The 23,128-nt window shown below is 56.8% G+C and carries 21 protein-coding genes; 12 read left to right on the forward strand and 9 right to left on the reverse strand.

All coding sequences use genetic code 11. The features are described 5' to 3' along the window. Nucleotides 1-70: 70 nt before the first annotated feature. Both BK659_RS27670 and BK659_RS22100 read left to right on the forward strand, forming a co-directional pair. Nucleotides 71-544, forward strand: a complete 474-nt coding sequence (locus BK659_RS27670) for a hypothetical protein (protein ID WP_148050447.1) — start codon at nucleotides 71-73, stop codon at nucleotides 542-544. Between the two features lie 3 nt (nucleotides 545-547). Continuing rightward, on the forward strand, nucleotides 548-883 hold the full coding sequence (locus tag BK659_RS22100; RefSeq protein WP_123427067.1) for a hypothetical protein: 336 nt from the start codon (nucleotides 548-550) through the stop codon (nucleotides 881-883). Nucleotides 884-893: 10 nt separating this feature from the next. Here the strand turns inward: BK659_RS22100 and tag are convergent, their stop codons facing one another. Beyond that, complete coding sequence (tag, locus tag BK659_RS22105) at nucleotides 894-1,475, reverse strand: DNA-3-methyladenine glycosylase I (RefSeq protein WP_123427069.1); 582 nt, start codon at nucleotides 1,473-1,475, stop codon at nucleotides 894-896. Nucleotides 1,476-1,556: 81 nt separating this feature from the next. On the opposite strand from tag, the gene glyQ reads away from it, so the two are divergent. The 4 genes from glyQ (at nucleotide 1,557) to BK659_RS22125 (ending at nucleotide 5,930) form a co-directional block, all read left to right on the forward strand. After that, on the forward strand, nucleotides 1,557-2,510 hold the full coding sequence (gene glyQ / locus BK659_RS22110) for a glycine--tRNA ligase subunit alpha (protein ID WP_031319418.1): 954 nt from the start codon (nucleotides 1,557-1,559) through the stop codon (nucleotides 2,508-2,510). Next, complete coding sequence (gene glyS / locus BK659_RS22115; protein WP_123427071.1) at nucleotides 2,507-4,561, forward strand: glycine--tRNA ligase subunit beta; 2,055 nt, start codon at nucleotides 2,507-2,509, stop codon at nucleotides 4,559-4,561. Before glyQ ends, glyS begins: the two co-directional genes overlap by 4 nt. 4 nt (nucleotides 4,562-4,565) lie before the next feature. After that, on the forward strand, nucleotides 4,566-5,105 hold the full coding sequence (gmhB, locus tag BK659_RS22120) for a D-glycero-beta-D-manno-heptose 1,7-bisphosphate 7-phosphatase (protein ID WP_185015443.1): 540 nt from the start codon (nucleotides 4,566-4,568) through the stop codon (nucleotides 5,103-5,105). A 63-nt stretch (nucleotides 5,106-5,168) separates the two neighbouring features. Beyond that, a complete protein-coding gene (locus tag BK659_RS22125) occupies nucleotides 5,169-5,930 on the forward strand; it encodes a lysophospholipid acyltransferase family protein (protein WP_123427075.1) in 762 nt (253 codons plus the stop codon). Between the two features lie 352 nt (nucleotides 5,931-6,282). Here BK659_RS22125 and BK659_RS22130 read toward each other — a convergent pair whose 3' ends face one another. From BK659_RS22130 to BK659_RS22140, 3 genes are all read right to left on the reverse strand, one after another. Next, nucleotides 6,283-8,589 carry a CHASE2 domain-containing protein gene (locus BK659_RS22130; protein ID WP_123427077.1) on the reverse strand — a complete coding sequence of 769 codons (2,307 nt, stop codon included), beginning with the start codon at nucleotides 8,587-8,589 and terminating at the stop codon, nucleotides 6,283-6,285. 18 nt (nucleotides 8,590-8,607) lie between these two features. Beyond that, complete coding sequence (locus tag BK659_RS22135; protein ID WP_123427079.1) at nucleotides 8,608-9,609, reverse strand: FecR family protein; 1,002 nt, start codon at nucleotides 9,607-9,609, stop codon at nucleotides 8,608-8,610. A gap of 431 nt (nucleotides 9,610-10,040) precedes the next feature. Further along, nucleotides 10,041-10,331 carry a hypothetical protein gene (locus tag BK659_RS22140; protein WP_123427081.1) on the reverse strand — a complete coding sequence of 97 codons (291 nt, stop codon included), beginning with the start codon at nucleotides 10,329-10,331 and terminating at the stop codon, nucleotides 10,041-10,043. A 182-nt stretch (nucleotides 10,332-10,513) separates the two neighbouring features. Between BK659_RS22140 and BK659_RS22145 the strand changes: the two genes are divergently transcribed. Further along, nucleotides 10,514-11,224 (forward strand): response regulator transcription factor, encoded by a 711-nt coding sequence (locus BK659_RS22145; RefSeq protein WP_123427083.1) that lies wholly within the window; start codon nucleotides 10,514-10,516, stop codon nucleotides 11,222-11,224. Between the two features lie 136 nt (nucleotides 11,225-11,360). Here the strand turns inward: BK659_RS22145 and BK659_RS22150 are convergent, their stop codons facing one another. From BK659_RS22150 to dnaA, 5 genes are all read right to left on the reverse strand, one after another. Further along, complete coding sequence (locus BK659_RS22150; protein ID WP_123427085.1) at nucleotides 11,361-11,690, reverse strand: hypothetical protein; 330 nt, start codon at nucleotides 11,688-11,690, stop codon at nucleotides 11,361-11,363. A gap of 305 nt (nucleotides 11,691-11,995) precedes the next feature. Next, nucleotides 11,996-14,413 carry a DNA topoisomerase (ATP-hydrolyzing) subunit B gene (gyrB, locus tag BK659_RS22155; protein WP_123427087.1) on the reverse strand — a complete coding sequence of 806 codons (2,418 nt, stop codon included), beginning with the start codon at nucleotides 14,411-14,413 and terminating at the stop codon, nucleotides 11,996-11,998. A 4-nt stretch (nucleotides 14,414-14,417) separates the two neighbouring features. Then, nucleotides 14,418-15,521: a DNA replication/repair protein RecF gene (gene recF / locus BK659_RS22160; protein WP_019694407.1), complete on the reverse strand. Its 1,104-nt coding sequence runs from the start codon at nucleotides 15,519-15,521 to the stop codon at nucleotides 14,418-14,420. A gap of 20 nt (nucleotides 15,522-15,541) precedes the next feature. Then, complete coding sequence (gene dnaN / locus BK659_RS22165; protein ID WP_123427090.1) at nucleotides 15,542-16,645, reverse strand: DNA polymerase III subunit beta; 1,104 nt, start codon at nucleotides 16,643-16,645, stop codon at nucleotides 15,542-15,544. Nucleotides 16,646-16,684: 39 nt separating this feature from the next. After that, entirely contained in the window at nucleotides 16,685-18,202 is a 1,518-nt protein-coding gene (gene dnaA, locus BK659_RS22170) for a chromosomal replication initiator protein DnaA (RefSeq protein ID WP_123427092.1), read from the reverse strand. Between the two features lie 565 nt (nucleotides 18,203-18,767). Here dnaA and rpmH point away from each other — a divergent pair. The 5 genes from rpmH (at nucleotide 18,768) to mnmE (ending at nucleotide 22,693) form a co-directional block, all read left to right on the forward strand. Continuing rightward, a complete protein-coding gene (gene rpmH / locus BK659_RS22175) occupies nucleotides 18,768-18,902 on the forward strand; it encodes a 50S ribosomal protein L34 (protein WP_003213577.1) in 135 nt (44 codons plus the stop codon). Nucleotides 18,903-18,918: 16 nt separating this feature from the next. Further along, nucleotides 18,919-19,320 carry a ribonuclease P protein component gene (gene rnpA / locus BK659_RS22180; protein WP_221178169.1) on the forward strand — a complete coding sequence of 134 codons (402 nt, stop codon included), beginning with the start codon at nucleotides 18,919-18,921 and terminating at the stop codon, nucleotides 19,318-19,320. Further along, nucleotides 19,313-19,558: a membrane protein insertion efficiency factor YidD gene (gene yidD / locus BK659_RS22185; RefSeq protein WP_052966011.1), complete on the forward strand. Its 246-nt coding sequence runs from the start codon at nucleotides 19,313-19,315 to the stop codon at nucleotides 19,556-19,558. The genes rnpA and yidD overlap by 8 nt, the downstream gene beginning before the upstream one ends. 2 nt (nucleotides 19,559-19,560) lie before the next feature. Beyond that, entirely contained in the window at nucleotides 19,561-21,243 is a 1,683-nt protein-coding gene (yidC, locus tag BK659_RS22190) for a membrane protein insertase YidC (protein ID WP_123427096.1), read from the forward strand. Between the two features lie 79 nt (nucleotides 21,244-21,322). Then, nucleotides 21,323-22,693, forward strand: a complete 1,371-nt coding sequence (gene mnmE, locus BK659_RS22195; RefSeq protein WP_123427098.1) for a tRNA uridine-5-carboxymethylaminomethyl(34) synthesis GTPase MnmE — start codon at nucleotides 21,323-21,325, stop codon at nucleotides 22,691-22,693. Nucleotides 22,694-23,128 lie beyond the last annotated feature (435 nt).

The following is a 23,128-nucleotide window of genomic DNA, read 5'->3' on the forward strand; positions in this document are numbered from 1 at the left end:
GATTGTTCAACATGGTATAGCGACAATCCAAACGCTACTATATGACAATTGAAAACAAGGAGGTGTCAGCATGCTTAGTAGATTAGGCGGGATTTTTTTCTCTATAGCAGTAATTTTAGCAGCCCTAGCTTTGCCAGTTTTTTTCTTCATTGGTATTACTCGGGCATACGAGTACTTCTTACCTCCTTTGATTTCTTTCGGTTGGATATGTCTTGCTGTTGTCCTGATTTTGCTTCTACCCCTTTCAGCAGTTCGAAAATTAAGACCCTATACTGGAACTGGAATATATATAAGTTCTTATGTCTTCGGCCTTATATTATTCCTGTATAGCGTTTTGTTTACTTGGTCTCTTTGGGGTGGATTTTGGGCATTTGTTGGCATAGCTGGATTTGGTGGCCTGATAGTGCCATTCGCGATGATTGCAACTATGTCAAAAGGGCTATGGGTTGGATTTTTCATAGTACTGGGCTTGTTAGTTTTAACTTGGACTATGAGAATAAGTGGACTAGCTATATTAACCGCATCAGAAAAAAATGAGATGTGAAAAATGAATAACGCCGAACTAAAAAAGGAAAGCATTTTTATAGGGCTTTCTGCATTAATTCTTATACTTATAACGCTTATTCTCTCTGACGGCTACAGCCCGGTAGCAGGTTTTTGGTGGTCCCTAACTAATGAAATGTCACTATTTGACATCGCCATTGGCTGTGAAGAGAAACTGGTTTGGCAACAAGTACAGGACTGCCCTGATGGAATAAAACTTCTTGTAAAAACTAAATATGTATTGGCTTTGCTTGGATTAATAAGCATTTTTGGTCTTGGCCAGTTTCTAGGCATTTTCCCATCGGTTAGAGGAAAGCGTCAGCCTAGCCCGACACTATAAGAAGGAACATTCAGATGCCCGCAGAAAACATTTCTAACCGCCCACTGCGCAAGATGGCGTAGCGATCACAATCGGTGGTGTGATCCATGACCATCCCCGAGGCCTGCATCAGGGCATAGCAAATGGTCGGGCCGACAAAGGTGAAGCCGGCTTTCTTCAAACCTTTGCTCATCGCTTCGGCCTCGGGCGTCACGGCCGGCACTTCGCTGCGATCCTTGAAATGATTGATCTTCGGGACGCCGCCGACAAACGACCAGAGCAGCGCCACCGGGTCTTCCAGCGCCATCCAGGCCTGGGCATTGCGCCGGGCGGCATTGAGTTTGAGACGGTTGCGAATGATCCCCGGATCGAGCATCAAATCGTCGATTTCGGCGTCGCTCATCTGCGCCACGCGCTGCACGTCGAAGCCGAACAGCGCCTCACGGTAGCGTTCGCGTTTCCTCAGCACGGTGATCCATGACAGACCGGCCTGGAACCCTTCGAGCAAAAGCAACTCGAACAAGCGCTGCGCATCGCGTAGCGGTACGCCCCACTCTTGATCGTGATAAGCCATGTACAGCGGATCTTCGGAACACCAAAAGCAGCGTGGCATAAGGCTCCAGGGGGCGTGCGGACGAACGAATCGGGTATACTCCCGCTCTTTAAATCGCAGCCCAAGAAACAGGTGAATTTCGTGAGCCAGCCTACGCCAGCCGTGCGTACCTTCCAAGACTTGATCCTCGCCCTCCAGCAATACTGGGCCGAGCAAGGTTGTGTGGTACTTCAGCCCTACGATATGGAAGTAGGCGCCGGCACTTTCCATACCGCCACGTTCCTGCGCGCCATCGGCCCGGAAACCTGGAACGCCGCTTATGTGCAGCCCAGTCGTCGCCCGACTGACGGCCGCTACGGTGAAAACCCGAACCGTCTGCAGCACTACTACCAGTTCCAGGTAGTCCTGAAGCCGAACCCGGACAACTTCCAGGAACTGTACCTGGGCTCCCTCAAGCACGTGGGCCTGGACCCATTGGTGCACGACATCCGTTTCGTCGAAGACAACTGGGAATCGCCAACCCTCGGCGCGTGGGGTCTGGGCTGGGAAGTCTGGCTCAACGGCATGGAAGTGACCCAATTCACCTACTTCCAGGCGGCCGGCGGCATCGAGTGCTACCCGGTAACCGGCGAGATCACCTACGGTCTCGAGCGTCTGGCCATGTACCTGCAAGGCGTGGATTCGGTCTACGACCTGGTCTGGGCTGACGGCCCGTTCGGCAAAGTGACCTACGGCGATGTGTTCCACCAGAACGAAGTGGAGCAGTCGACCTACAACTTCGAACACGCCAACGTCGAGAAGCTGTTCGAACTGTTCGATTTCTACGAAAGCGAAGCCAAGCGCCTGATCGAACTCGATCAACCGCTGCCGCTGCCAAGCTATGAAATGGTGCTGAAGGCCTCGCACACCTTCAACCTGCTGGATGCACGCCGGGCGATCTCGGTGACTGCACGTCAGCAATACATTCTGCGTGTCCGCACCCTGGCGCGTTCCGTTGCGCAAGCCTACCTGCTGGCTCGCGCCAAGCTGGGCTTCCCGATGGCGACCCCGGATTTGCGTGATGAAGTGTTGGCTAAGCTGGAGGCTGCACAATGAGTGCTCAAGATTTCCTGGTTGAACTGGGCACCGAAGAGCTGCCACCCAAGGCCCTGAACACCCTGGCCGATGCGTTCCTCGCCGGCATCGAGAAGGGCTTGCTGGCCGCTGGCCTGGGCTTTGAAGCCAAGCAGGTCTACGCCGCACCGCGTCGTCTGGCCGTGCTGATCACCAAACTGGCCACTCAACAGCCGGATCGCAGCATTAACCTCGACGGCCCGCCACGTCAGGCCGCCTTCGACACCGAAGGCAATCCGACCCAGGCCGCCCTGGGCTTCGCCAAGAAGTGCGGCGTCGAGCTGAGCGAAATCGATCAAAGCGGGCCGAAGCTGCGTTACAGCCAAAGCATCGCCGGCAAACCGACCGTCAGCCTGTTGCCGACCATCGTCGAAGACTCGCTGAATGACCTGCCTATCCCGAAGCGCATGCGTTGGGGCGCTCGCAAGGAAGAATTCGTTCGCCCAACCCAATGGCTGGTGATGCTGCTCGGCGACCAGGTGGTCGACTGCACCATCCTCGCCCAGAAGGCTGGTCGCGATTCCCGTGGTCACCGCTTCCATCACCCGGAAAGCGTGCGCATCACCTCGCCGGCCAACTACCTGAACGACCTGCGCGCAGCCTACGTACTGGCCGATGCCAATGAGCGCCGCGAGCTGATCAGCACGCGTACCGCCGAGCTGGCCACCCGTCAGGAAGGGACTGCAATCGTTCCACCAGAGCTGCTCGACGAAGTGACCGCGCTGGTGGAATGGCCAGTGCCGCTGGTGTGCTCGTTCGAGGAGCGTTTCCTCGATGTGCCGCAAGAAGCCCTGATCACCACCATGCAGGACAACCAGAAGTACTTCTGCCTGCTGGATGCCGACGGCAAGTTGCTGCCACGCTTCATTACCGTGGCCAACATCGAGAGCAAAGACCCGCAGCAGATCATCGACGGTAACGAGAAAGTGGTTCGCCCACGTCTGACCGACGCCGAATTCTTCTTCAAGCAAGACAAGAAGCAGAAACTCGAAGACTTCAACCTGCGTCTGCAGAACGTGGTGTTCCAGGAAAAACTCGGCAGCGTCTACGACAAGGCCGAACGCGTTTCCAGACTCGCCGCGTTCATCGCTCCACACATTGGCGGCAACGCCCAGTGGGCGGCGCGTGCGGGCCTGCTGTCGAAGTGCGACCTGGCGACCGAGATGGTCGGTGAGTTCCCGGAGATGCAAGGTGTCGCCGGCTACTACTACGCCCTCAACGATGGCGAGCCAGAAGATGTCGCACTGGCGCTGAACGAGCAATACATGCCGCGCGGTGCCGGCGCTGAATTGCCGACCACCCTGACCGGTGCAGCCGTGGCAATCGCCGACAAGCTCGACACTCTGGTCGGTATCTTTGGTGTCGGCATGCTGCCAACCGGTAGCAAAGACCCGTATGCCTTGCGCCGTGCCGCTCTTGGCGTGTTGCGGATCCTGATCGACAAGAAGCTCGACCTCGACCTGACCGACGCCGTGGCTTTCGCTGTCAACTCGTTCGGCAGCAAGGTCAAGGCTGCTGGCCTGGCTGATTCGGTACTGGAGTTCGTCTTCGACCGTCTGCGTGCCCGTTACGAAGACGAAGGCGTGGATGTCGCCACCTACCTGTCGGTACGTGCCCTGAAACCAGGTTCGGCGCTGGACTTCGATCAGCGTGTACAAGCCGTGGAAGCGTTCCGCAAATTGCCGGAAGCCGCGGCACTGGCGGCGGTGAACAAACGCGTATCGAACCTGCTGAGCAAACTCGAAGGCAGTGTGCCGTCCACCGTTGAAGCCAAGTACTTCGACAACGCCGCCGAGTTCTCCCTGTACTCGGCGATCCAGCAAGCGGATCAAGCGGTGCAGCCAATGGCTGCGGCCCGTCAGTACCGCGAATCGCTCGCGCGTCTGGCCGCCTTGCGCGAGCCGGTCGATGCGTTCTTCGAAGCGGTGATGGTCAACGCGGAAGACGCCAAGGTCCGTGCCAACCGTTATGCGTTGCTGGCACGCTTGCGTGGCCTGTTCCTCGGCGTTGCCGACATCTCGTTGCTGGGCTGAGGAGCTGCTGTTGAAACTGCTGATTCTCGATCGGGACGGAGTGATCAATTACGACTCCGACGCTTACATCAAGTCGGTGGAAGAGTGGATTCCGCTCCCCGGCTCGATCGAAGCCATCGCGCAGTTGAGCAAGGCCGGCTGGACGGTAGCCGTCGCTACCAACCAGTCGGGCATTGCTCGCGGCTACTACGATGTCGCCACCCTCGACGCCATGCACGAGCGCTTGCGCACGTTGGTGGCGGAGCAGGGTGGCGAGGTCGGGCTGATCGTCTATTGCCCGCATGGGCCGGACGAAGGCTGCGACTGTCGTAAGCCCAAACCTGGCATGCTTAAAACCATTGCCGCACATTACGACGTGGCGCTGACTAACCTGTGGTTCGTCGGCGACAGTCTCGGTGACCTGGAGGCGGCAAAAGCCGTCGACTGTCAGCCAGTTTTGGTAAAAACCGGAAAAGGCGAAAAGACTCAGGGCTTGACCCTACCGGTAGGTACTTTGATTTTTGACGATCTGGCGGCGATTGCCGCAGAACTTATCCACAACTAGGGCGATTCTGACATCCTGATCAAGGACTGTTCGGGGGCGCACTTTTAATAGGCAAATGCCGCTATGTCGATCTTGCAGGCAATCAGAACCTTTCTTTTTTACCTGCTGCTGGGCACCAGCTCGTTGCTCTGGTGCAGCCTGAGCTTTTTTATCGCGCCTTTTTTACCGTTCAAGGCGCGCTACCGTTTCATCAACGTCTACTGGTGCCGCTGCGCACTGTGGCTGAGCAAGGTGTTCCTGGACATTCGCTATGAAGTCAAAGGCGCCGAGAACGTCCCTGACCAGCCGTGCGTGATTCTGTCGAACCACCAGAGCACCTGGGAGACGTTCTTTCTGTCGGCCTACTTCGAGCCGTTGAGCCAGGTGCTCAAGCGCGAACTGCTGTATGTGCCGTTCTTCGGCTGGGCGATGGCCATGCTGCGACCGATCGCCATCGACCGCGACAACCCGAAAGCCGCGCTCAAGCACGTGGCGAAGAAGGGCGACGAGCTGCTCAAGGACAATGTCTGGGTGCTGATCTTCCCGGAAGGCACCCGCGTTCCGTTCGGCACGGTGGGCAAGTTCTCTCGGGGTGGTACGGCGCTGGCGGTCAATGCGCAGTTGCCTGTGCTGCCAATCGCCCATAACGCCGGCAAGTTCTGGCCGAAAACCGGTTGGCTGAAAACACCTGGCACCATCACCGTGGTCATCGGCGCGCCGATGTACGCCGAAGGCAGCGGCCCACGAGCGATTGCCGAGCTCAACGACCGCGCTGCGGCCTGGAACGAACAGACCCAACGAGACATGGGCTCACTGCCTGCTGCGGCGGATAAAGAGACTGTCTGAGGTTCTGTGGATAACCTGTGTACGGTTTTGTTGAAAAGCGTCTTATTTGTTAGCTAAATTTATGATTTATATAGATATTTCTTAAGCTCATAAAACGCGGAAAAACGTGCATAAGTTTTCACGACGCAAAAAAAACCGGCTATTTGCGCCGGTTTTTTTATACCTGTTTCTACCCCTGGTTATCACGCGATCCGTAGCAGCTGCCGAGGCTGCGTTCGAGGACGAAGTCCTCGCAAATCCTGTGTATGCGGTTTGCCTGGAAGAATGCGTTGCCTGATTTTACGACTGCTTCGCAGCCGGACGCAGCCTCGCGGGCTCGACAGCTGCTACGGGGGCAGCTCTACACCGTATTTCATTCCTCCAGCAACGGCAGTTGAACGCTGAACGTCGTGCCTTGCCCAATCCGGCTTTCACAGAAAATCCGTCCGCCATGTCGATCCACCACAGCTTTGACCATCGACAACCCCAGGCCCAATCCGTCACTGCCTTGAGACGATGCAAAGCGCCGGTACTGGCTGAACAACTCGGGCAGTTCCTCAGCCGTAATTCCTTTGCCCTGGTCAGTGATCTCGCAGGTCAGCCAGCCCTGTGCACAATTCACCCACACGCGGACCTGCGAACCTGCCGGGCTGTACTTGATGGCGTTTTCCAACAGGTTAAACAGCGCCCGGGTCAGCAACGACTGGTCGGCCAGGACCATGCCTTCCGCCTCTTCATCCAGATCATGCAGCAACTCGATCTGCTTGAGCTGCGCGGTACTCATCGCCTGATCAAACGCATCAAGCACCAGCATCGCGAACATGCTCGGTTCGAACTGGTACGCCTCGGACTCAGCTTTGGCTAACTGCACAAAGGCCTCGGTCAGGCTCAAGGCTTTGCGCACTTGCAACTCGATCTGGCTGAACAGCTGCGCGTCACCTGTGCCTTGGTAATGCTGAACGTCGAGCAAGGCCAGAATCGCCGAGTGCGGCGCACGCAAGTCATGGGAAAGAAACCGCAACAACACCGCGCGCTGCTCCTCGGCATCACGCTCGACGCTCAAATCCGTGAGGCTGAGCAGCCAGCCAATCGCTGTTCCACCTTCCGCCGGCAGTAACGGCGCCAGATCCAGACGCAGGCTTCGCCCTTGGGTGTCGCGAAACTCGCTGGTTTCAAGCGTCGACAACGCGGGATGTCCCTCTTCAACCAGCGCCGGATAACCAATGTTCGAGAGCCGTTGCAGCAGGTCTTCGCCAACCAGATCACTGGCAAACAGACTCCGGGCGTTGCGGTTGGCCAGCAGGATTCGCCCGCCAGGATCACTGATCAGTGTCGCCACTGGCAGGTACTCCAGGCCGTCGGCGATGAACCGTCGGGTGTCGCGGGTCCGGCTCATGGCCTGTTCCAGAGCAACGATCTGCCCCTGCAATACATCGCCGACCGGCGATGGCGTGCGGCGCCGCTCAGGGAACACTTTCGGCTCACTATCAAGCCGGGCCAGTTCCCAGCCGAAGTAGGCGAGCACCGCGCTCAGGCGTCGCCAGCTCCAGATCAGGTAACCCAGCAGCATTCCGAGCAAACTGGCCGCGGGCGACCACCACCAACCCGCTCGAAGCAGCAGAGCCGAGGCGAGCAGGGCCATCACCATGCATCCCAGGGTCAACCACAAGGCGCGCCGTGGACGGAACAGCAGCAAGGCCAGCAGCAACGCGACGATGACCGTCGACAACCCGACCACCCAGCCATCGGCGAGCACCACGATGCTGCGCTGTTGCAGCAGACCGTTGAGGATGTTGGCTTGAATCTCGATGCCCGGCGTTGTGCCGATACTCTCCGATTGCGGTGTCACATAGCGGTCGCCCAGCCCAGGCGCCGTGGAGCCAATCAGGATCAGGCGATCACGCAACAACTCGGGTGGGACTTCGCCGCGCAGCACGCTGACATAGGGAACACTGGGGAAGCCCGCATTCGCGCTGATAAAGGGAATTCGAATACCGTTGGTTCGTTGCCAGCCTTGAACCGTCAATGACAACGGCGAGCCGGGCAGGGTATCAGGGCCGTCTGTGGTCATCTCGTAGAGCAACCCGGCCAATTGCGCTCTCGGGTTGCGCTCAGGGCCTTCACGCAGGTAGACGCTGCGCACGATGCCATCAGCGTCCGCCTCGGCGTTGATATGCCCGATACCTTTGGCGCAGTGGCTCAACGGCGCTACCGGTTCGATTTCACCCAGCGGCTGCCCATAGCGCGCAACCCCTTCGCGCAACAAAGGCACGAACACATTGCCGGCCCGGCACATCGCTTGTGCCAGGCGCAGGTCGTTGTCGGGAAGTTTGTCGGGCTCGCTGAAGATGACGTCGAACAGCACGCCCTTGGCCTTCGCATCGGTGAGCCGATCCAGCAGGTCGGCGTGTAAGGTTCGTGACCAGGGCCACTGACCGAGTTGCTGCAGGCTGTAATCGTCGATAGTGACGACGAGGATTCGTGGATCGACCGGGAGCGGGCTCAATCGACGCAGGTTGTCGTACAGCAGATTGCTCAGCGTCAGCCCATGGCTCAAGGACAGAATCGCCGTCAACGGCAGCAGGATCAGACTGACCCACAGCCATTCCCGGACCATCCGATGAAACAGCCGCTGGGCCTGAGTCGGCTCGCGACCTTCCCTCCTTGGTCTGTGCTTCATCGGCAAATAACCGAGTCGCTATTGGACACGCGTGGTCCTGGGGTAATAGAAGATGTCATATACCCCGGTTTCCCCCTCAAGCCCCTGCGCGTCGTACGCAGAGAGTCGAACATGGTAGAAAAATGCCTTCAATCCACTGAAGTCGATCTCTGGCGTGCTGGAAAACTGTTCCTGCTTGATGTTCAGAAAGTCTGTGTCGGTCGCCACTTGCGCCCGGTAGCGCGTGGCACCGTGCAAGGGTTTCATGATCAACTGCCAGACCGGTGTGGGGCCGTTTTGACCCGTCTGCCCCAACAACTGCGGCGCGGGCAACAGGTCGATCGGTGTGAGCTTGCCTTCCTTCTGAATGCGTAACCCCTGGCGCGCCATGACCTGCACTTCATCTGCTGGTTTTTCGGCCTTTTTCGCGAGCGGTTTACCCGTGCGTTTTTTTGGTGGCGCATCAACGTCTTCACCACGATCGACGGCCACCTGGCCATTCAGTACTTCGATCAGCGATTGCCCATTGTCCTCGTTGCGCACCCGAAAGTGTGTGCCTCGGACCCCGAGCACGCCCACCGGCGTCACGATCTGAAAACGATCATAGTCGCTGGCGCGCTTGATCACATACGACTCGACCTGACCTTGCTCAAGAATCACCTGCGGGATAACGAGTTCTTCGTTCAAACGCAACGTGACCTGTGAACTGGACGGCAGAACGATGCGCGATCCGTCACCCAACGACAGGCTGACGAACGCCGAAGGGGAGGTCTTCACGCCTTCCTGCTCGTCAATCGTCATCCCTTCTTCAAGCGCCACCTGCTTGCCCTTGCGGTCGAGCTTCCAGGCTTCGCCCGTCAGATGCTCGACAGTGGCGGGCAGGGGTTGTCCACGGCACTGCTGATGGTCATCGATATACGGCAAGCGCTTTGAGTCGAAGAACGCTGCGGATGCGTTCTGCGTCAATGGGCCCACCAAGCCAACAACCAGCAACAGACAGGTGCCAAGGTGGCGACAGTGCAAAGAAGTCATTCGGTTCATTGGATTCGCTTTTCACGCTTTTTCTTAGAATCTGGCCGACCAGCTAATTCATCAGCCTTACGCACCATACCTGACAGGGCTCGATGGCAGATAGCCCACGTCTATGCAAAACGCCCGCATCGATTACAAAGGCAGTCGCGGTTATCCATGAAGGTAAACAAATCGAAGAGGGTAGGAGGTGACACATCCTTGTGTCGGAATCGATTCAACATCGATCCGGTTTTACAACGTGAGCAGGCACTCCTTTTTTTCCCCTGAACTGCAGACCGCAAGCGAACCGGCGATCGGCGGTCCCGCCAGGTTGGCGATGACACTCCCTGTGTCGGAGCACTTCCGAATGCTCCTGTGCCACTCAACGCTTGAGAATTTACCGGCACCCATGGTCGATGAGGCAATTCTCCATAATTGTTCAGAATTGCCCGAGCCCGTTGTTAGAACACCCAACGCTGCTGCTCTTCAGGGAGCAGCAGGGGAACCGGTTGCGCGCTGTCTGCGGAGGTGCTGACCGGTGCAAAGCCTCGTGAATCACTGAACGCCACATTCACCGCAGCAGGACTGAAGAAGCGCTGTGTCGCGTGCTCATCCGGTGCTTCGCTGCTTGAGCTCACGGTCTGCGACGTAACCCCGACAAAGGCCACAAACGCCAACGACAGACAGCGTGTGAGCGCCTTGCCCTCGATCACCTTCGTGATCAGTACACGAAGATTCAGCCTGTTCCCCATCGTTGTGTCCTCGAGTCTTCGAGCTGATATCCGCCGGTTAACGGCCAATTGATATCAGCCTACCCAGACGCAGGGAATCTGGAGCAATTCACCATAATTGTTCAGATTCAGACAATGAGCCTAAACTCCGCACATAGGATTTTTTACCCATCGCACTCTACGAGATGAAGGAACGCCCCCGCATGCGTGTCGCAATACTGGATGACGAACCCGCCGAGCTACGCCGGGTGGAACAGACACTGCGACAGATTCCCGGAACCGGGGAGCAAGCGTGGACCTTACATAGCTTCGAACGCGGCGAAGACCTGCTGCGCCAGCTTCGACGCGAGACCTTCGACCTGTTGATACTCGACTGGCAGTTGCCTGATCTCAGCGGTCTATCGCTACTACGTTGGACCCGCGAACATATGGAGGCACCTCCCGCCGCCATCATGCTCACCAGCCGCGATGCCGAGAGTGACATCGTCCAGGCGTTGAACGCCGGCGCCGATGATTACGTCAGCAAACCGTTTCGTCCCAACGAGCTCCAGGCCCGCGTCAGCGCCGTACTGCGCCGACACGGCTTACAGCGCAATGCGGCCAGCGAAGTGCTGAGTTTCAACGATCTGAACTTCGACGACGCCGAACTGACGGTGACCCGCGCCGGCAAACCCATCAGCCTGACCGAACGGGAATACCGCCTGGCCCGCTGCCTGTTTGCCAACCTGGGCCGGCCGCTGTCACGGGAATATCTCTACGAGCGTTTCTGGACCCATGAAGAGATGGTGTCTTCACGGCCACTGGATACTCACATCTACCGCCTGCGCAACAAGCTCGGGCTGACGGCCGATCGTGGTTGGCAGTTGCTGACGATCTACGGGTATGGGTATCGACTGGAAAGCGTCGCCTCGTAGGAGCTGCCGCAGGCTGCGATCTTTAAATGTCTTCTCGCAAACAATAAAAAAGGCCAACGCTGAACGTTGGCCTTTTACATTTTTGCAGGCTGTTGGGTCTCAGCACAGAGACCCGTTCAGCAGAAGCAAATTGAACCTAGCCACCAATCTGGTGGCTTACCGCATTTTCTTGCTGGTTAAGGCTCTTTTGCTCCTGCTTTGTAATGTGCCCTTTATTCTGGCTAGCCATGTCCCGTTCTTCCTGACGAATCTGGCGGTCTTCCTTATGCAGATTGGCCGCCTGTCCCTTGGTCATTTCACCCTCTTTGACTTCGTTATGGATTCGCTTGTTCTGGTTGGCCAGACGACTATTGACCTCGGCTCGACGTGGGTGATCTTTTTTCCACTGAGCATCAGCTGCCATTGCATTACCGGCAACCATACCTACAACTGCGGACAACAAAACAGCAGCAAGCTTCTTAGACATGTTTGATTCCTACTGAACGCTTTAAGGGCTGGCCCGGTTGATTTGATCGGCACCGCCGGCCATGTAGTTACTGAGTCGTCCCTGGTTTCATAGACACGATTCAGTCTCGCCAGTTCACTATTGCTGAAGCGAAAAGGAAGCTGTGCCGTACAGGATCCCTAAGGATAGTCGAGCCTCGATGTTCAAAAAAATGCAAAAAAAAGGCCAGCGCGGTGCGCTGGCCTTTTTTCAGGCTCACCTCTTAGTGGGGAGCCGGACTCATTTATGGGTGAAAATGAGCAACTATTTTGTGAACCAACAACAGATCAGAAGTCCAGGTTAGAGACTGCCAACGCGTTGCTTTCGATGAAGTCGCGACGTGGTTCGACCGCATCACCCATCAGGGTGTTGAAGATCTGGTCCGCGCCGATGGCGTCTTCGATGGTCACTTTGAGCATCCGGCGCTGGCTTGGGTCCATGGTGGTTTCCCACAGCTGATCCGGGTTCATCTCGCCCAGACCTTTGTATCGCTGGATGGTGTGACGCTTGGTGCTTTCAGCCATCAGCCATTCAAGGGCTTCCTTGAACTCGGTGACCGGCTTCTTGCGCTCGCCGCGCTGGATGTACGCGCCGTCGTCCAGCAAGGTGCTCAATTGAGCGCCCAGGGAGACAACAGTCTTGTAATCGTTGCTGCCGAAGAAGTCGCGATTGAAGGTGATGTAGTTCGACAGGCCGTGGGAGATCAGTTCGACCTCTGGCAGCCAGACGTTACGTTCACGGTCTTCACGCAGGCTGGCTTTGTAGACCAGGCCAGACTTCTCGACGGTGCGCAGGCGAACTTCGTACTGGGCCAGCCAATCCTGCATCGCAGCGTGATCGGACAGCTGATCCATGCTCACCGCTGGCAGGTAGATGAAGTGCTCGGTCAGTTCCTGTGGGTACAGGCGGGACAGACGCTTGAGGGTCTTCATGACCAGACGGAAGTCATTCACCAGACGTTCGAGGGCTTCGCCGGAGATGCCCGGTGCTTCCTCGTTCAGGTGCAGGCTTGCATCTTCCAGGGCCGACTGCGTCATGTACTCTTCCATGGCGTCGTCGTCTTTGATGTATTGCTCTTGCTTGCCTTTCTTCACTTTGTACAACGGCGGTTGAGCGATGTAGATGTAACCACGCTCGATCAGCTCCGGCAGCTGACGGAAGAAGAAGGTCAGCAGCAGGGTACGGATGTGCGAACCGTCGACGTCAGCATCGGTCATGATGATGATGTTGTGATAACGCAGCTTGTCGATGTTGTACTCGTCACGGCCGATGCCGCAGCCCAACGCGGTGATCAAGGTGCCCACTTCTTGCGAAGAGATCATCTTGTCGAAACGCGCCTTCTCGACGTTCAGGATCTTGCCCTTGAGGGGCAGAATCGCCTGGGTCTTGCGGTTACGTCCCTGCTTGGCGGAGCCGCCAGCAGAGTCACCTTCCACGAGGTACAGTTCGGACAGGGCAGGGTCTTTTTCCTGGCAGTCCGCCAGTTTGCCCGGCAGGCCGGCGATGTCCAGCGCGCCTTTACGGCGGGTCATCTCACGGGCTTTACGCGCCGCTTCACGAGCACGGGCTGCGTCGATCATCTTGCCGACAACCAGCTTGGCTTCGTTCGGGTTTTCCAGCAGGAAGTCGGAGAAGTACTTGCCCATTTCCTGTTCGACCGCGGTCTTCACTTCGGAAGAAACCAGCTTGTCTTTGGTCTGGGAGCTGAACTTCGGATCCGGTACCTTGACCGAAATGATCGCGGTCAGGCCTTCACGGGCATCGTCACCGGTGGTGGCGACTTTGTGCTTCTTCGCCAGGCCTTCCGCTTCGATGTAGGTGTTCAGGTTACGCGTCAGTGCCGAACGGAAACCCACCAGGTGAGTGCCGCCATCGCGCTGAGGAATGTTGTTGGTGAAGCACAACAGGTTCTCGTTGAAGCTGTCGTTCCACTGCAGGGCGATTTCCACGCCGATGCCGTCTTCACGCTGGACATTGAAGTGGAACACCTGGTTGACCGGAGTCTTGTTGGTGTTCAGGTATTCAACGAACGCACGCAGGCCACCTTCGTACTTGAACAGTTCTTCCTTACCGCTGCGCTCATCCTTGAGGACGATGCCGACACCGGAGTTGAGGAAGGACAGTTCACGAATCCGCTTGGCCAGGATGTCCCAGCTGAAGTGGATGTTCTTGAAGGTTTCAGCTGAAGGCTTGAAGTGGATCTGCGTACCGGTGGACTCGCTTTCACCAACGATCTTCATCGGCTCTTGCGGAACACCGTGGACGTAAGTCTGTTCCCAGATCTTGCCGCTGCGGCGAACGGTCAGGACCAGTTCTGCGGACAGGGCGTTTACAACCGACACACCTACACCGTGCAGACCGCCGGATACTTTGTAGGAGTTGTCATCGAATTTACCGCCGGCGTGCAGCACGGTCATGATGACCTCGGCCGCCGAGACGCCTTCTTCTTTATGCACGTCTACCGGAATGCCACGACCGTTGTCGCGCACGGTAATGGATTCGTCCGGGTGGATAATGATGCTGATGTCGTCGCAATGGCCGGCCAAAGCTTCGTCGATCGAGTTATCGACCACCTCGAACACCATGTGGTGCAGACCGCTGCCATCGTCGGTGTCACCAATGTACATACCGGGACGTTTGCGTACGGCATCCAGGCCTTTCAGCACTTTAATGCTCGTTGAGTCGTACGTATTTTCTTCGCTCATGCCTTCACTCCCGATGGTCGTGGGTCTGGGTGATACGGCCCTGTTCCACGTGGAACAGGGCGACTGGCGTTTCCGTCTGCCAGCCTTCCCTCAATAATTCGTGATCTACACAGGTGATAAACACCTGGCAGCGTAAGTCTTCCAGCAAACGGCACAGCGCACGGCGGTGCTGCTCATCCAGCTCGGACGGCAAGTCATCCACCAGATAAATACATTGGCCGCGCCGGGCCTGGCTGACCAAATGCCCTTGGGCAATCCGCAATGCACAGACCACCAACTTCTGCTGACCACGAGACAAGATGTCCGCGGCATTGTGTGCGCCCAATCTAAGACGCAAATCAGCGCGTTGTGGTCCGGCCTGGGTATGCCCCATTTGCTGATCCCGGTGAACGGATGCGGCGAGCACTGCACTCAGCTCTCGCTCTTTGTCCCAACCCCGGTAATAGCTAAGCGTTAAGCCCTCGAGTTCGACGAGTTCGCTCAAGGTCTGTTCAAAGACTGGTTTCAAGGCTTTGATATAAGCGCGGCGGTATTCATCAATTTCAGCGCTGGCCTGGCACAATTCTCTGTCCCAAACCGCTTGCGAAACGGCGTCAAGTGTACCATGCCGCAGCCAAGAGTTTCTCTGGCGCAGGGCCTTCTGCAACCGTTGCCACGTAGACATGAAACGTGGTTCCACGTGGAACACGCCCCAATCCAGAAACTGTCGGCGAATCTTTGGCGCACCTTCCAACAGACGGAAGCTGTCGGGGTTGATCAATTGCAGCGGCAGGATTTCTGCCAGTTGAGCAGCACTGCGGGCGTTCTGCCCGTCGATGCGAATCTGAAACTCCCCTTGGCGGTCCCTCGAAATTCCCAAGGCGCTATGTCCGCCCTCGGCCAATTCGACCTGACCAAATACCGTGCACGCTAGCTGCTCGTACTGGATGACCGGTAAAAGGCGGGTGCTGCGAAACGAACGGGCGAGCCCCAGCAGATGGATGGCTTCCAGAACACTGGTTTTGCCGCTGCCGTTGGCGCCGTACAGGATGTTGATGCGGGGGGAGGGGGAGAAGGTCACCGGGTGCAGATTGCGCACCGCGGTGACCGAGACACGACTGAGGGACATCTAGCGTCTGCTGAACATGTTTACAGGCGCATCGGCATGACAACGTAAGCCGAGTCGTCGTTGTCGGACTCTTGCACCAGCGCACTGCTGTTGGAGTCAGACAGGATCAAGCGCACTTGCTCGGTAGTCATCACGCCCAGCACGTCGAGCAGATAGCTCACGTTGAAGCCGATTTCCAGCGAACCACCGTTGTACTCAACGCCAACTTCTTCTTCCGCCTCTTCCTGCTCCGGGTTGTTCGCCTGGATCTTCAGCTGACCGTTGGCCAGTTGCAGACGAATGCCGCGGTACTTCTCGTTGGACAGAATCGCGGTACGGCTGAACGCTTCACGCAATGCCTGACGATCACCCAGTACCAGCTTGTCGCCACCCTTCGGCAGAACACGCTCGTAGTCGGGGAATTTGCCGTCGACCAGTTTCGAGGTGAAGGTGAACTCGCCGGTGGTGGCGCGAATATGGTGTTGGCCCAGAACGATGCTGACATTGCCCTCCGGTTCAGTCAGCAAGCGTGCCAGTTCCAGAATACCTTTACGTGGAACGATCACCTGGTGACGATCTGGCTGACCGATGTCGGCCTGCATCGAGCACATGGCCAGACGGTGACCGTCGGTGGCCACGGCGCGGATGATGCCGGCGGAGACTTCCAGCAACATGCCGTTGAGGTAGTAGCGAACGTCCTGCTGAGCCATGGCGAAGCTGGTGCGCTCGATCAAGCGACGCAGCTTGCTCTGCGCAAGAGTGCACGTCAGCGAGCCCGGGCCTTCTTCCACCGTCGGGAAGTCGTTGGCTGGCAACGTCGACAGGGTGAAACGGCTACGGCCGGCTTTCACGACGAGCTTCTGCTCATCGACCTTGATGTCGATCAGCGCGTCGTTCGGCAGGCTCTTGCAGATGTCCATCAGCTTACGCGCCGGGACAGTGATTTCGCCCGGCTCGGCCGGTTCTTCGAGTTGCACACGCCCGACCAGCTCGACTTCCAGGTCGGTACCGGTCAGCGACAACTGCTGGCCTTCGACAACCAGCAGCACGTTGGAAAGCACCGGCAAGGTCTGTCGGCGCTCGACGACGCCTGCGACCAGTTGCAGGGGTTTCAACAGGGCTTCGCGTTGAATGGTGAAATGCATGGTCTAGTCCCTTGCCTTAATAAGCTGCGCTGGTGTTCATCAAGTGGTCAGTGTACGCAGCAGGTTCTTGTAGTCCTCGCGGATGTCCGCGTCGGATTCCTTAAGTTCGTTGATCTTGCGGCATGCGTGCAACACCGTAGTGTGGTCGCGGCCGCCAAACACATCGCCGATTTCCGGCAGGCTGTGGTTGGTCAGTTCCTTGGACAGGGCCATGGCCACTTGCCGTGGACGTGCGACCGAACGTGAACGGCGCTTGGACAGCAGATCCGAAATCTTGATCTTGTAGTACTCGGCGACGGTGCGCTGAATGTTATCCACAGAGACCAGCTTGTCCTGAAGCGCCAACAGGTCCTTCAAGGATTCGCGAATCAACTCGATGGTGATATCGCGGCCCATGAAGTGCGAGTGGGCAATCACGCGTTTGAGCGCGCCTTCGAGTTCTCGGACGTTGGAACGAATACGCTGGGCGATGAAGAACGCGGCATCGTGCGGCAGGTCGACTTTAGCCTGGTCGGCCTTCTTCATCAGAATCGCGACGCGGGTTTCCAGTTCCGGCGGCTCGACGGCAACTGTCAGGCCCCAGCCGAAGCGCGACTTCAAGCGCTCTTCAAGGCCTTCGATTTCTTTCGGATAACGGTCACTGGTGAGGATGACCTGTTGGCCACCTTCAAGCAGGGCGTTAAACGTGTGGAAGAATTCTTCCTGGGAACGTTCCTTGCGGGCGAAGAACTGAATGTCATCGATAAGCAGCGCATCGACCGAACGGTAGAAGCGCTTGAACTCGTTGATCGCGTTCAGCTGCAAAGCCTTGACCATGTCAGCCACGAAGCGCTCGGAATGCAGGTACACGACCTTGGCATTCGGGTTCTTCTTTAATAGGTGGTTACCCACAGCGTGCATCAAGTGGGTTTTACCCAAGCCAACGCCGCCATACAGGAACAACGGGTTGTAACCGTGCTTGGGATTGTCCGCGACCTGCCAGGCTGCCGCACGGGCCAGCTGGTTGGATTTACCTTCGACGAAGTTCTCGAAGGTAAAGGTGCGGTTCAGGTAACTGGTGTGCTTGAGCGCACCCTCGACCTGCACGGTGCGTTGTTCTGCACGGACCGGGGCCTGTTGCGAACTGGCGCCAGCCATTGGGTCGAAACTGTCGCGGGACGGTTCTTCACTGACCTCGGCGACTTTTTGCGTTGCACGCTTGGTCGGCGCGGCAGGCGCAGATGCGCTGACCGGTGCCGGTGCGGCAGCTGCCTGGGCTTGAGACGCCGCTGCAGCCAACGGCGCATTCGGCGCAGCACGAGGTGCTGAACTGCGTTTGCTGCCTATTAATAAGGAAAGCGCGGGCGCCATGCCGTTGCCGTGCTCATCCAGCAGCTCGAGCACGCGGCTCAGGTATTTTTCGTTGACCCAGTCGAGAACAAAACGATTCGGTGCGTAGACACGCAACTCGTCGCCTTCGGCTTCGACCTGTAGTGGACGGATCCAAGTGTTGAATTGTTGGGCAGGCAGCTCATCGCGCAAAAGCTCCACGCACTGCTGCCAAAGTTCCACTGACACGGATATCCCCTAAGTTGAAAGCCGGTGAGGCAAAAACAAGCGGCCATTGTAGCGACCAGACGCCGACTTATCCACACGTAGGTTGCTCACGGGTGTCGAAGAATCAACGCTTTATACGGAAAAAAGACGACCAATGGTCTGTGCATAAGCTCTGTGGATAAGCCCCCTTAAGATCGTTGTACAAGTGGGGGGCAAACTCGGTGGATAACCTGCCTGTGGATAACCAGCCATTCCACACACAGCTTATCCGACAGCGCAGCACAGGCTGAACACCGTTTTCCACGGTAGTTGTCATTCTCTGTACAGCCCGTAGTAGAAGGCCTTAAGGTAGTTATCCACAGAGGATGGTGTGCCTAGCTTTTATAAGCTTTACAGAAAAGCTTTAAATAATTCCCTTCTTTATTTTTATATCTAGCTGTCCACCGTTCAAGGACGAACCCTGCAGATATCCATTTAAAGGAAACGTTGGTTGGAAATTGACCTAGAGGCTTGCTTTCTCTAGAATCCCCGGTCTCTTAAAACGGGGGCCATTCCGGCCCGTTGTGGACGAACCAGGTAACACGACATGAAACGTACTTTCCAACCAAGCACTATCAAACGCGCTCGTACTCACGGTTTCCGTGCTCGCATGGCTACCAAGAACGGCCGTGCCGTCCTGTCGCGTCGTCGCGCCAAAGGTCGTGCGCGTCTGGCAGTTTGATAATCAGGTACTGGAGGTGAGTCAGGACTTCAGTCGGGAAAAGCGTTTGCTTACCCCCCGGCATTTCAAGGCAGTCTTTGACTCCCCTACCGGCAAGGTTCCGGGGAAAAATCTCCTGCTCCTTGCACGCACCAACGATCTCGATCACCCCCGTCTAGGACTGGTTATCGGGAAAAAGAGTGTGAAGCTCTCCGTTGAGCGCAATCGCCTCAAACGTCTGATGCGCGAATCCTTTCGCCTCAACCAGGATTCTCTGGCTGGCTGGGATATCGTTATCGTCGCGCGCAAAGGTTTGGGCGACGTAGAAAACCCCGAATTGATTCAGCATTTCGGCAAACTCTGGAAACGTCTGGCACGCAGCACGCCGGTACCAGCAGTCAAAACCGAAACTGTAGGGGTAGACAGCACCGATGCGTAAACTGGCACTCGTTCCGATCCAGTTTTATCGCTATGCCATTAGTCCTCTGATGGCCAGCCACTGTCGTTTCTACCCCAGTTGTTCCTGCTACGCGTATGAAGCCATTGAAAATCATGGCCTTCTGCGCGGTGGCTGGCTGACCTTTCGTCGTTTAGGTCGCTGTCATCCGTGGAATCCCGGTGGTTATGACCCGGTTCCATCTATCCCTACCTCCCGTTCTTCTTCGATGGCCGAGTAATCATGGATATTAAACGCACGATCCTGATCGTCGCCCTGGCAATCGTGTCCTACGTTATGGTTCTGAAATGGAACCAGGACTACGGTCAGGCTGCCCTGCCGACTCAGAATGTTGCTGCCAATCAGGCTGCCCCGGCTATTCCGGACACGCCACTTGGTAACAATGCTGCCGCCAGTGCCGATGTACCCAGCGCGAATACCGATACCAGTACCCCTACCGCAATGCCGGTAGTGACCAACAAAGATCTCATCCGCGTCAAAACGGATGTGCTCGAACTGGCTATCGATCCTCAAGGTGGTGATATCGCCCAGCTGATGCTGCCGCTGTATCCACGTCGTCAGGACCACCCGGAAATTCCGTTCCAGCTGTTTGATAACGGTGGCGAACGTACTTATCTGGCCCAAAGCGGCCTGACCGGTACCAACGGTCCGGATGCTCGTCCTACCGGTCGTCCGGTTTACTCGACCGAACAGAAGACTTATCAACTGGCTGATGGCCAGAACCAGCTCAACGTTGACCTGAAATTCAGCGACGCTGGCGTCAATTACATTAAGCGCTTCAGCTTTACTCGCGGTCTGTACGATCTGAAAGTCACTTATCTGATCGACAACACCAGCGACAAGGCCTGGACTGGCAACCTGTTTGCCCAGCTCAAGCGTGATGCAAGTGCCGATCCTTCTTCGACCACCGCTACCGGCACTGCTACTTACCTGGGCGCTGCCCTGTGGACAAGTGCAGAGCCGTACAAAAAAGTGTCGATGAAAGATATCGACAAGGCGTCGTTGAAAGAAACCGTTAACGGTGGCTGGGTCGCCTGGCTGCAACACTACTTCGTGACTGCCTGGATTCCAGCCAAGAACGACAGCAACGTGGTGCAGACTCGCAAAGACAGCCAAGGCAACTACATCATCGGTTTTACTGGCCCGGTATTGTCCGTTGCGCCTGGCGCCAAGGCTGAAACCAGCGCTACCTTGTACGCAGGTCCGAAAAGCCAGGCGATACTGAAAGAGTTATCCCCAGGTCTGGAACTGACGGTCGACTACGGCATTCTGTGGTTCATTGCCCAGCCGATCTTCTGGTTGCTGCAACACATCCACGCGATTGTCGGTAACTGGGGCTGGTCGATCATCTTCCTGACCATGCTGATCAAGGGGATTTTCTTCCCGCTGTCGGCTGCCAGCTACAAATCCATGGCGCGCATGCGTGCAGTGGCGCCGAAACTGGCTGCGCTGAAAGAACAACATGGTGATGACCGGCAGAAAATGTCGCAATCCATGATGGAGCTGTACAAGAAAGAGAAGATCAATCCGCTGGGTGGTTGCTTGCCAATCCTCGTGCAGATGCCGGTATTCCTTTCGCTGTACTGGGTACTCCTGGAAAGCGTTGAAATGCGCCAGGCACCGTTCATGCTGTGGATTACCGACCTGTCGATCAAGGATCCGTTCTTCATTCTGCCGATCATCATGGGCGCAACCATGTTCATCCAGCAGCAGCTGAACCCGACTCCTCCGGATCCGATGCAGGCCAAGGTGATGAAGCTGATGCCAATCATCTTCACCTTCTTCTTCCTGTGGTTCCCGGCGGGTCTGGTGCTGTACTGGGTTGTGAACAACTGCCTGTCCATCACCCAACAGTGGTACATCACTCGTAAGATTGAAGCGGCTACCAAAAAAGCCGCCGCATAACTTACTCTGTGGATAACCACTCAAAACGCCCCCTAGTGGGGCGTTTTGCTATCTGCCATTTTGATCTGGATATCGAATCATGAGCGCTCCTCGTGAAACCATCGCCGCCGTCGCCACCGCTCAAGGCCGTGGCGGTGTCGGTATCGTCCGTATTTCCGGACCGCTGGCAAACGTGGCGGCCAAAGCCATCAGCGGTCGCGAGCTGAAACCGCGGTTTGCCCATTACGGCCCGTTTCTCAGTGAACACGAAGAGGTGCTGGACGAAGGCATCGCCCTGTATTTCCCTGGGCCGAATTCATTCACCGGCGAAGATGTGCTAGAACTCCAGGGCCACGGCGGGCCGATCGTTCTGGATATGCTGCTGCAGCGTTGCCTGCAATTGGGTTGCCGACTTGCCCGGCCGGGGGAATTCAGCGAACGCGCGTTCCTCAACGACAAACTCGATCTGGCTCAGGCCGAAGCCATCGCCGACCTCATTGAGGCAAGCTCTGCACAGGCTGCTCGTAACGCTTTGCGCTCGTTGCAAGGCGCTTTTTCGCAACGTGTGCATAACCTCACCGAGCAACTGATTGCGCTGCGGATCTACGTTGAGGCGGCAATCGACTTCCCTGAAGAAGAAATCGACTTTCTTGCCGATGGCCACGTACTGACGATGCTCGATGCGGTGCGCGATGAGTTATCCACCGTGTTGCGTGAAGCCGGGCAAGGCGCATTGCTGCGCGACGGCATGACCGTGGTGATCGCTGGTCGTCCGAATGCCGGTAAATCCAGCCTGCTCAACGCATTGGCCGGCCGTGAAGCGGCCATCGTTACCGAAATTGCCGGCACTACCCGGGATATCCTGCGCGAGCATATCCACATCGACGGTATGCCGCTGCATGTGGTCGATACGGCTGGATTGCGCGATACCGATGACCAGGTCGAGAAGATTGGCGTGGAACGGGCATTGAAGGCTATCAGCGAGGCAGATCGGGTGTTGTTGGTGGTCGATGCCACTGCCCCTGAAGCACTTGATCCTTTTGCCTTGTGGCCAGAATTCCTCGAACAGCGGCCAGATCCGGCCAAAGTGACCTTGATCCGCAACAAGGCAGACCTCACTGGCGAGGCGATTGCACTGGAAGTCAGCGACGATGGCCACGTGACCATCAGCCTGAGCGCCAGGTCTGCAGGCGAAGGCCTGGAGCTACTGCGTGATCATCTCAAGGCCTGCATGGGCTATGAGCAGACCTCGGAAAGCAGTTTCAGCGCCCGTCGGCGTCACCTGGAAGCCCTGCGCCATGCCAGTGCCTCACTCGAACATGGTCGCGCACAGCTGACCTTGGCCGGTGCCGGAGAGCTACTGGCTGAAGATTTGCGTCAGGCGCAGCAGTCGTTGGGTGAAATTACCGGCGAATTCAGCTCCGACGACCTGCTGGGAAGGATCTTTTCCAGCTTCTGTATCGGTAAATAGCCCTACATCCCCCACGTAGGAGCTGGCGTAGCCTGCGATCTTTTGATGTTTTGCCCTGTGCGTTTGAGCTTCGTAGGCGCATTAACCGCTAAAAGATCGCAGCCTTCGGCAGCTCCTACGAGGGTGAGCATCGCATCAAATCCCTTTTTCTTCTTCCGTTGCCATGCGTATCCATCGCACAGGTGGTTTCCCCGTGGGCGGAATTTGCCCCATTCAGCGCTTTTCTGTGGATTAAGCCCTGTGAATAACTGCCACTGAGCACAGTTGATAACAGGGCCTCAAAACTGAGGAAAACCACCTCTGTGGATAACCACCTCATTCATCCACAGGCTTACACCGGTTATCCAAGGGCCTCCTTGGCACATGACCACAGGGTTTTGAACCTCTGTACACATTGAAAATAAAGGGCTGTATGAATCTATCCACAGAAAGGTA

Source organism: Pseudomonas brassicacearum (assembly GCF_003732225.1).
Lineage (GTDB): Bacteria > Pseudomonadota > Gammaproteobacteria > Pseudomonadales > Pseudomonadaceae > Aquipseudomonas > Aquipseudomonas brassicacearum_E.

What these genes read in the sequence shown, in the direction of transcription:
- BK659_RS27670 (WP_148050447.1), top strand. Translation starts at nt 71, where the DNA reads ATGCTTAGTAGATTAGGCGGGATTTTTTTCTCTATAGCAGTAATTTTA.
- BK659_RS22100 (WP_123427067.1), top strand. Translation starts at nt 548, where the DNA reads ATGAATAACGCCGAACTAAAAAAGGAAAGCATTTTTATAGGGCTTTCT.
- tag (WP_123427069.1), bottom strand. Translation starts at nt 1,475, where the DNA reads ATGCCACGCTGCTTTTGGTGTTCCGAAGATCCGCTGTACATGGCTTAT.
- glyS (WP_123427071.1), top strand. Translation starts at nt 2,507, where the DNA reads ATGAGTGCTCAAGATTTCCTGGTTGAACTGGGCACCGAAGAGCTGCCA.
- BK659_RS22125 (WP_123427075.1), top strand. Translation starts at nt 5,169, where the DNA reads ATGTCGATCTTGCAGGCAATCAGAACCTTTCTTTTTTACCTGCTGCTG.
- BK659_RS22130 (WP_123427077.1), bottom strand. Translation starts at nt 8,589, where the DNA reads ATGAAGCACAGACCAAGGAGGGAAGGTCGCGAGCCGACTCAGGCCCAG.
- BK659_RS22135 (WP_123427079.1), bottom strand. Translation starts at nt 9,609, where the DNA reads ATGAACCGAATGACTTCTTTGCACTGTCGCCACCTTGGCACCTGTCTG.
- BK659_RS22140 (WP_123427081.1), bottom strand. Translation starts at nt 10,331, where the DNA reads ATGGGGAACAGGCTGAATCTTCGTGTACTGATCACGAAGGTGATCGAG.
- BK659_RS22145 (WP_123427083.1), top strand. Translation starts at nt 10,514, where the DNA reads ATGCGTGTCGCAATACTGGATGACGAACCCGCCGAGCTACGCCGGGTG.
- BK659_RS22150 (WP_123427085.1), bottom strand. Translation starts at nt 11,690, where the DNA reads ATGTCTAAGAAGCTTGCTGCTGTTTTGTTGTCCGCAGTTGTAGGTATG.
- gyrB (WP_123427087.1), bottom strand. Translation starts at nt 14,413, where the DNA reads ATGAGCGAAGAAAATACGTACGACTCAACGAGCATTAAAGTGCTGAAA.
- recF (WP_019694407.1), bottom strand. Translation starts at nt 15,521, where the DNA reads ATGTCCCTCAGTCGTGTCTCGGTCACCGCGGTGCGCAATCTGCACCCG.
- dnaN (WP_123427090.1), bottom strand. Translation starts at nt 16,645, where the DNA reads ATGCATTTCACCATTCAACGCGAAGCCCTGTTGAAACCCCTGCAACTG.
- rpmH (WP_003213577.1), top strand. Translation starts at nt 18,768, where the DNA reads ATGAAACGTACTTTCCAACCAAGCACTATCAAACGCGCTCGTACTCAC.
- yidD (WP_052966011.1), top strand. Translation starts at nt 19,313, where the DNA reads ATGCGTAAACTGGCACTCGTTCCGATCCAGTTTTATCGCTATGCCATT.
- yidC (WP_123427096.1), top strand. Translation starts at nt 19,561, where the DNA reads ATGGATATTAAACGCACGATCCTGATCGTCGCCCTGGCAATCGTGTCC.
- mnmE (WP_123427098.1), top strand. Translation starts at nt 21,323, where the DNA reads ATGAGCGCTCCTCGTGAAACCATCGCCGCCGTCGCCACCGCTCAAGGC.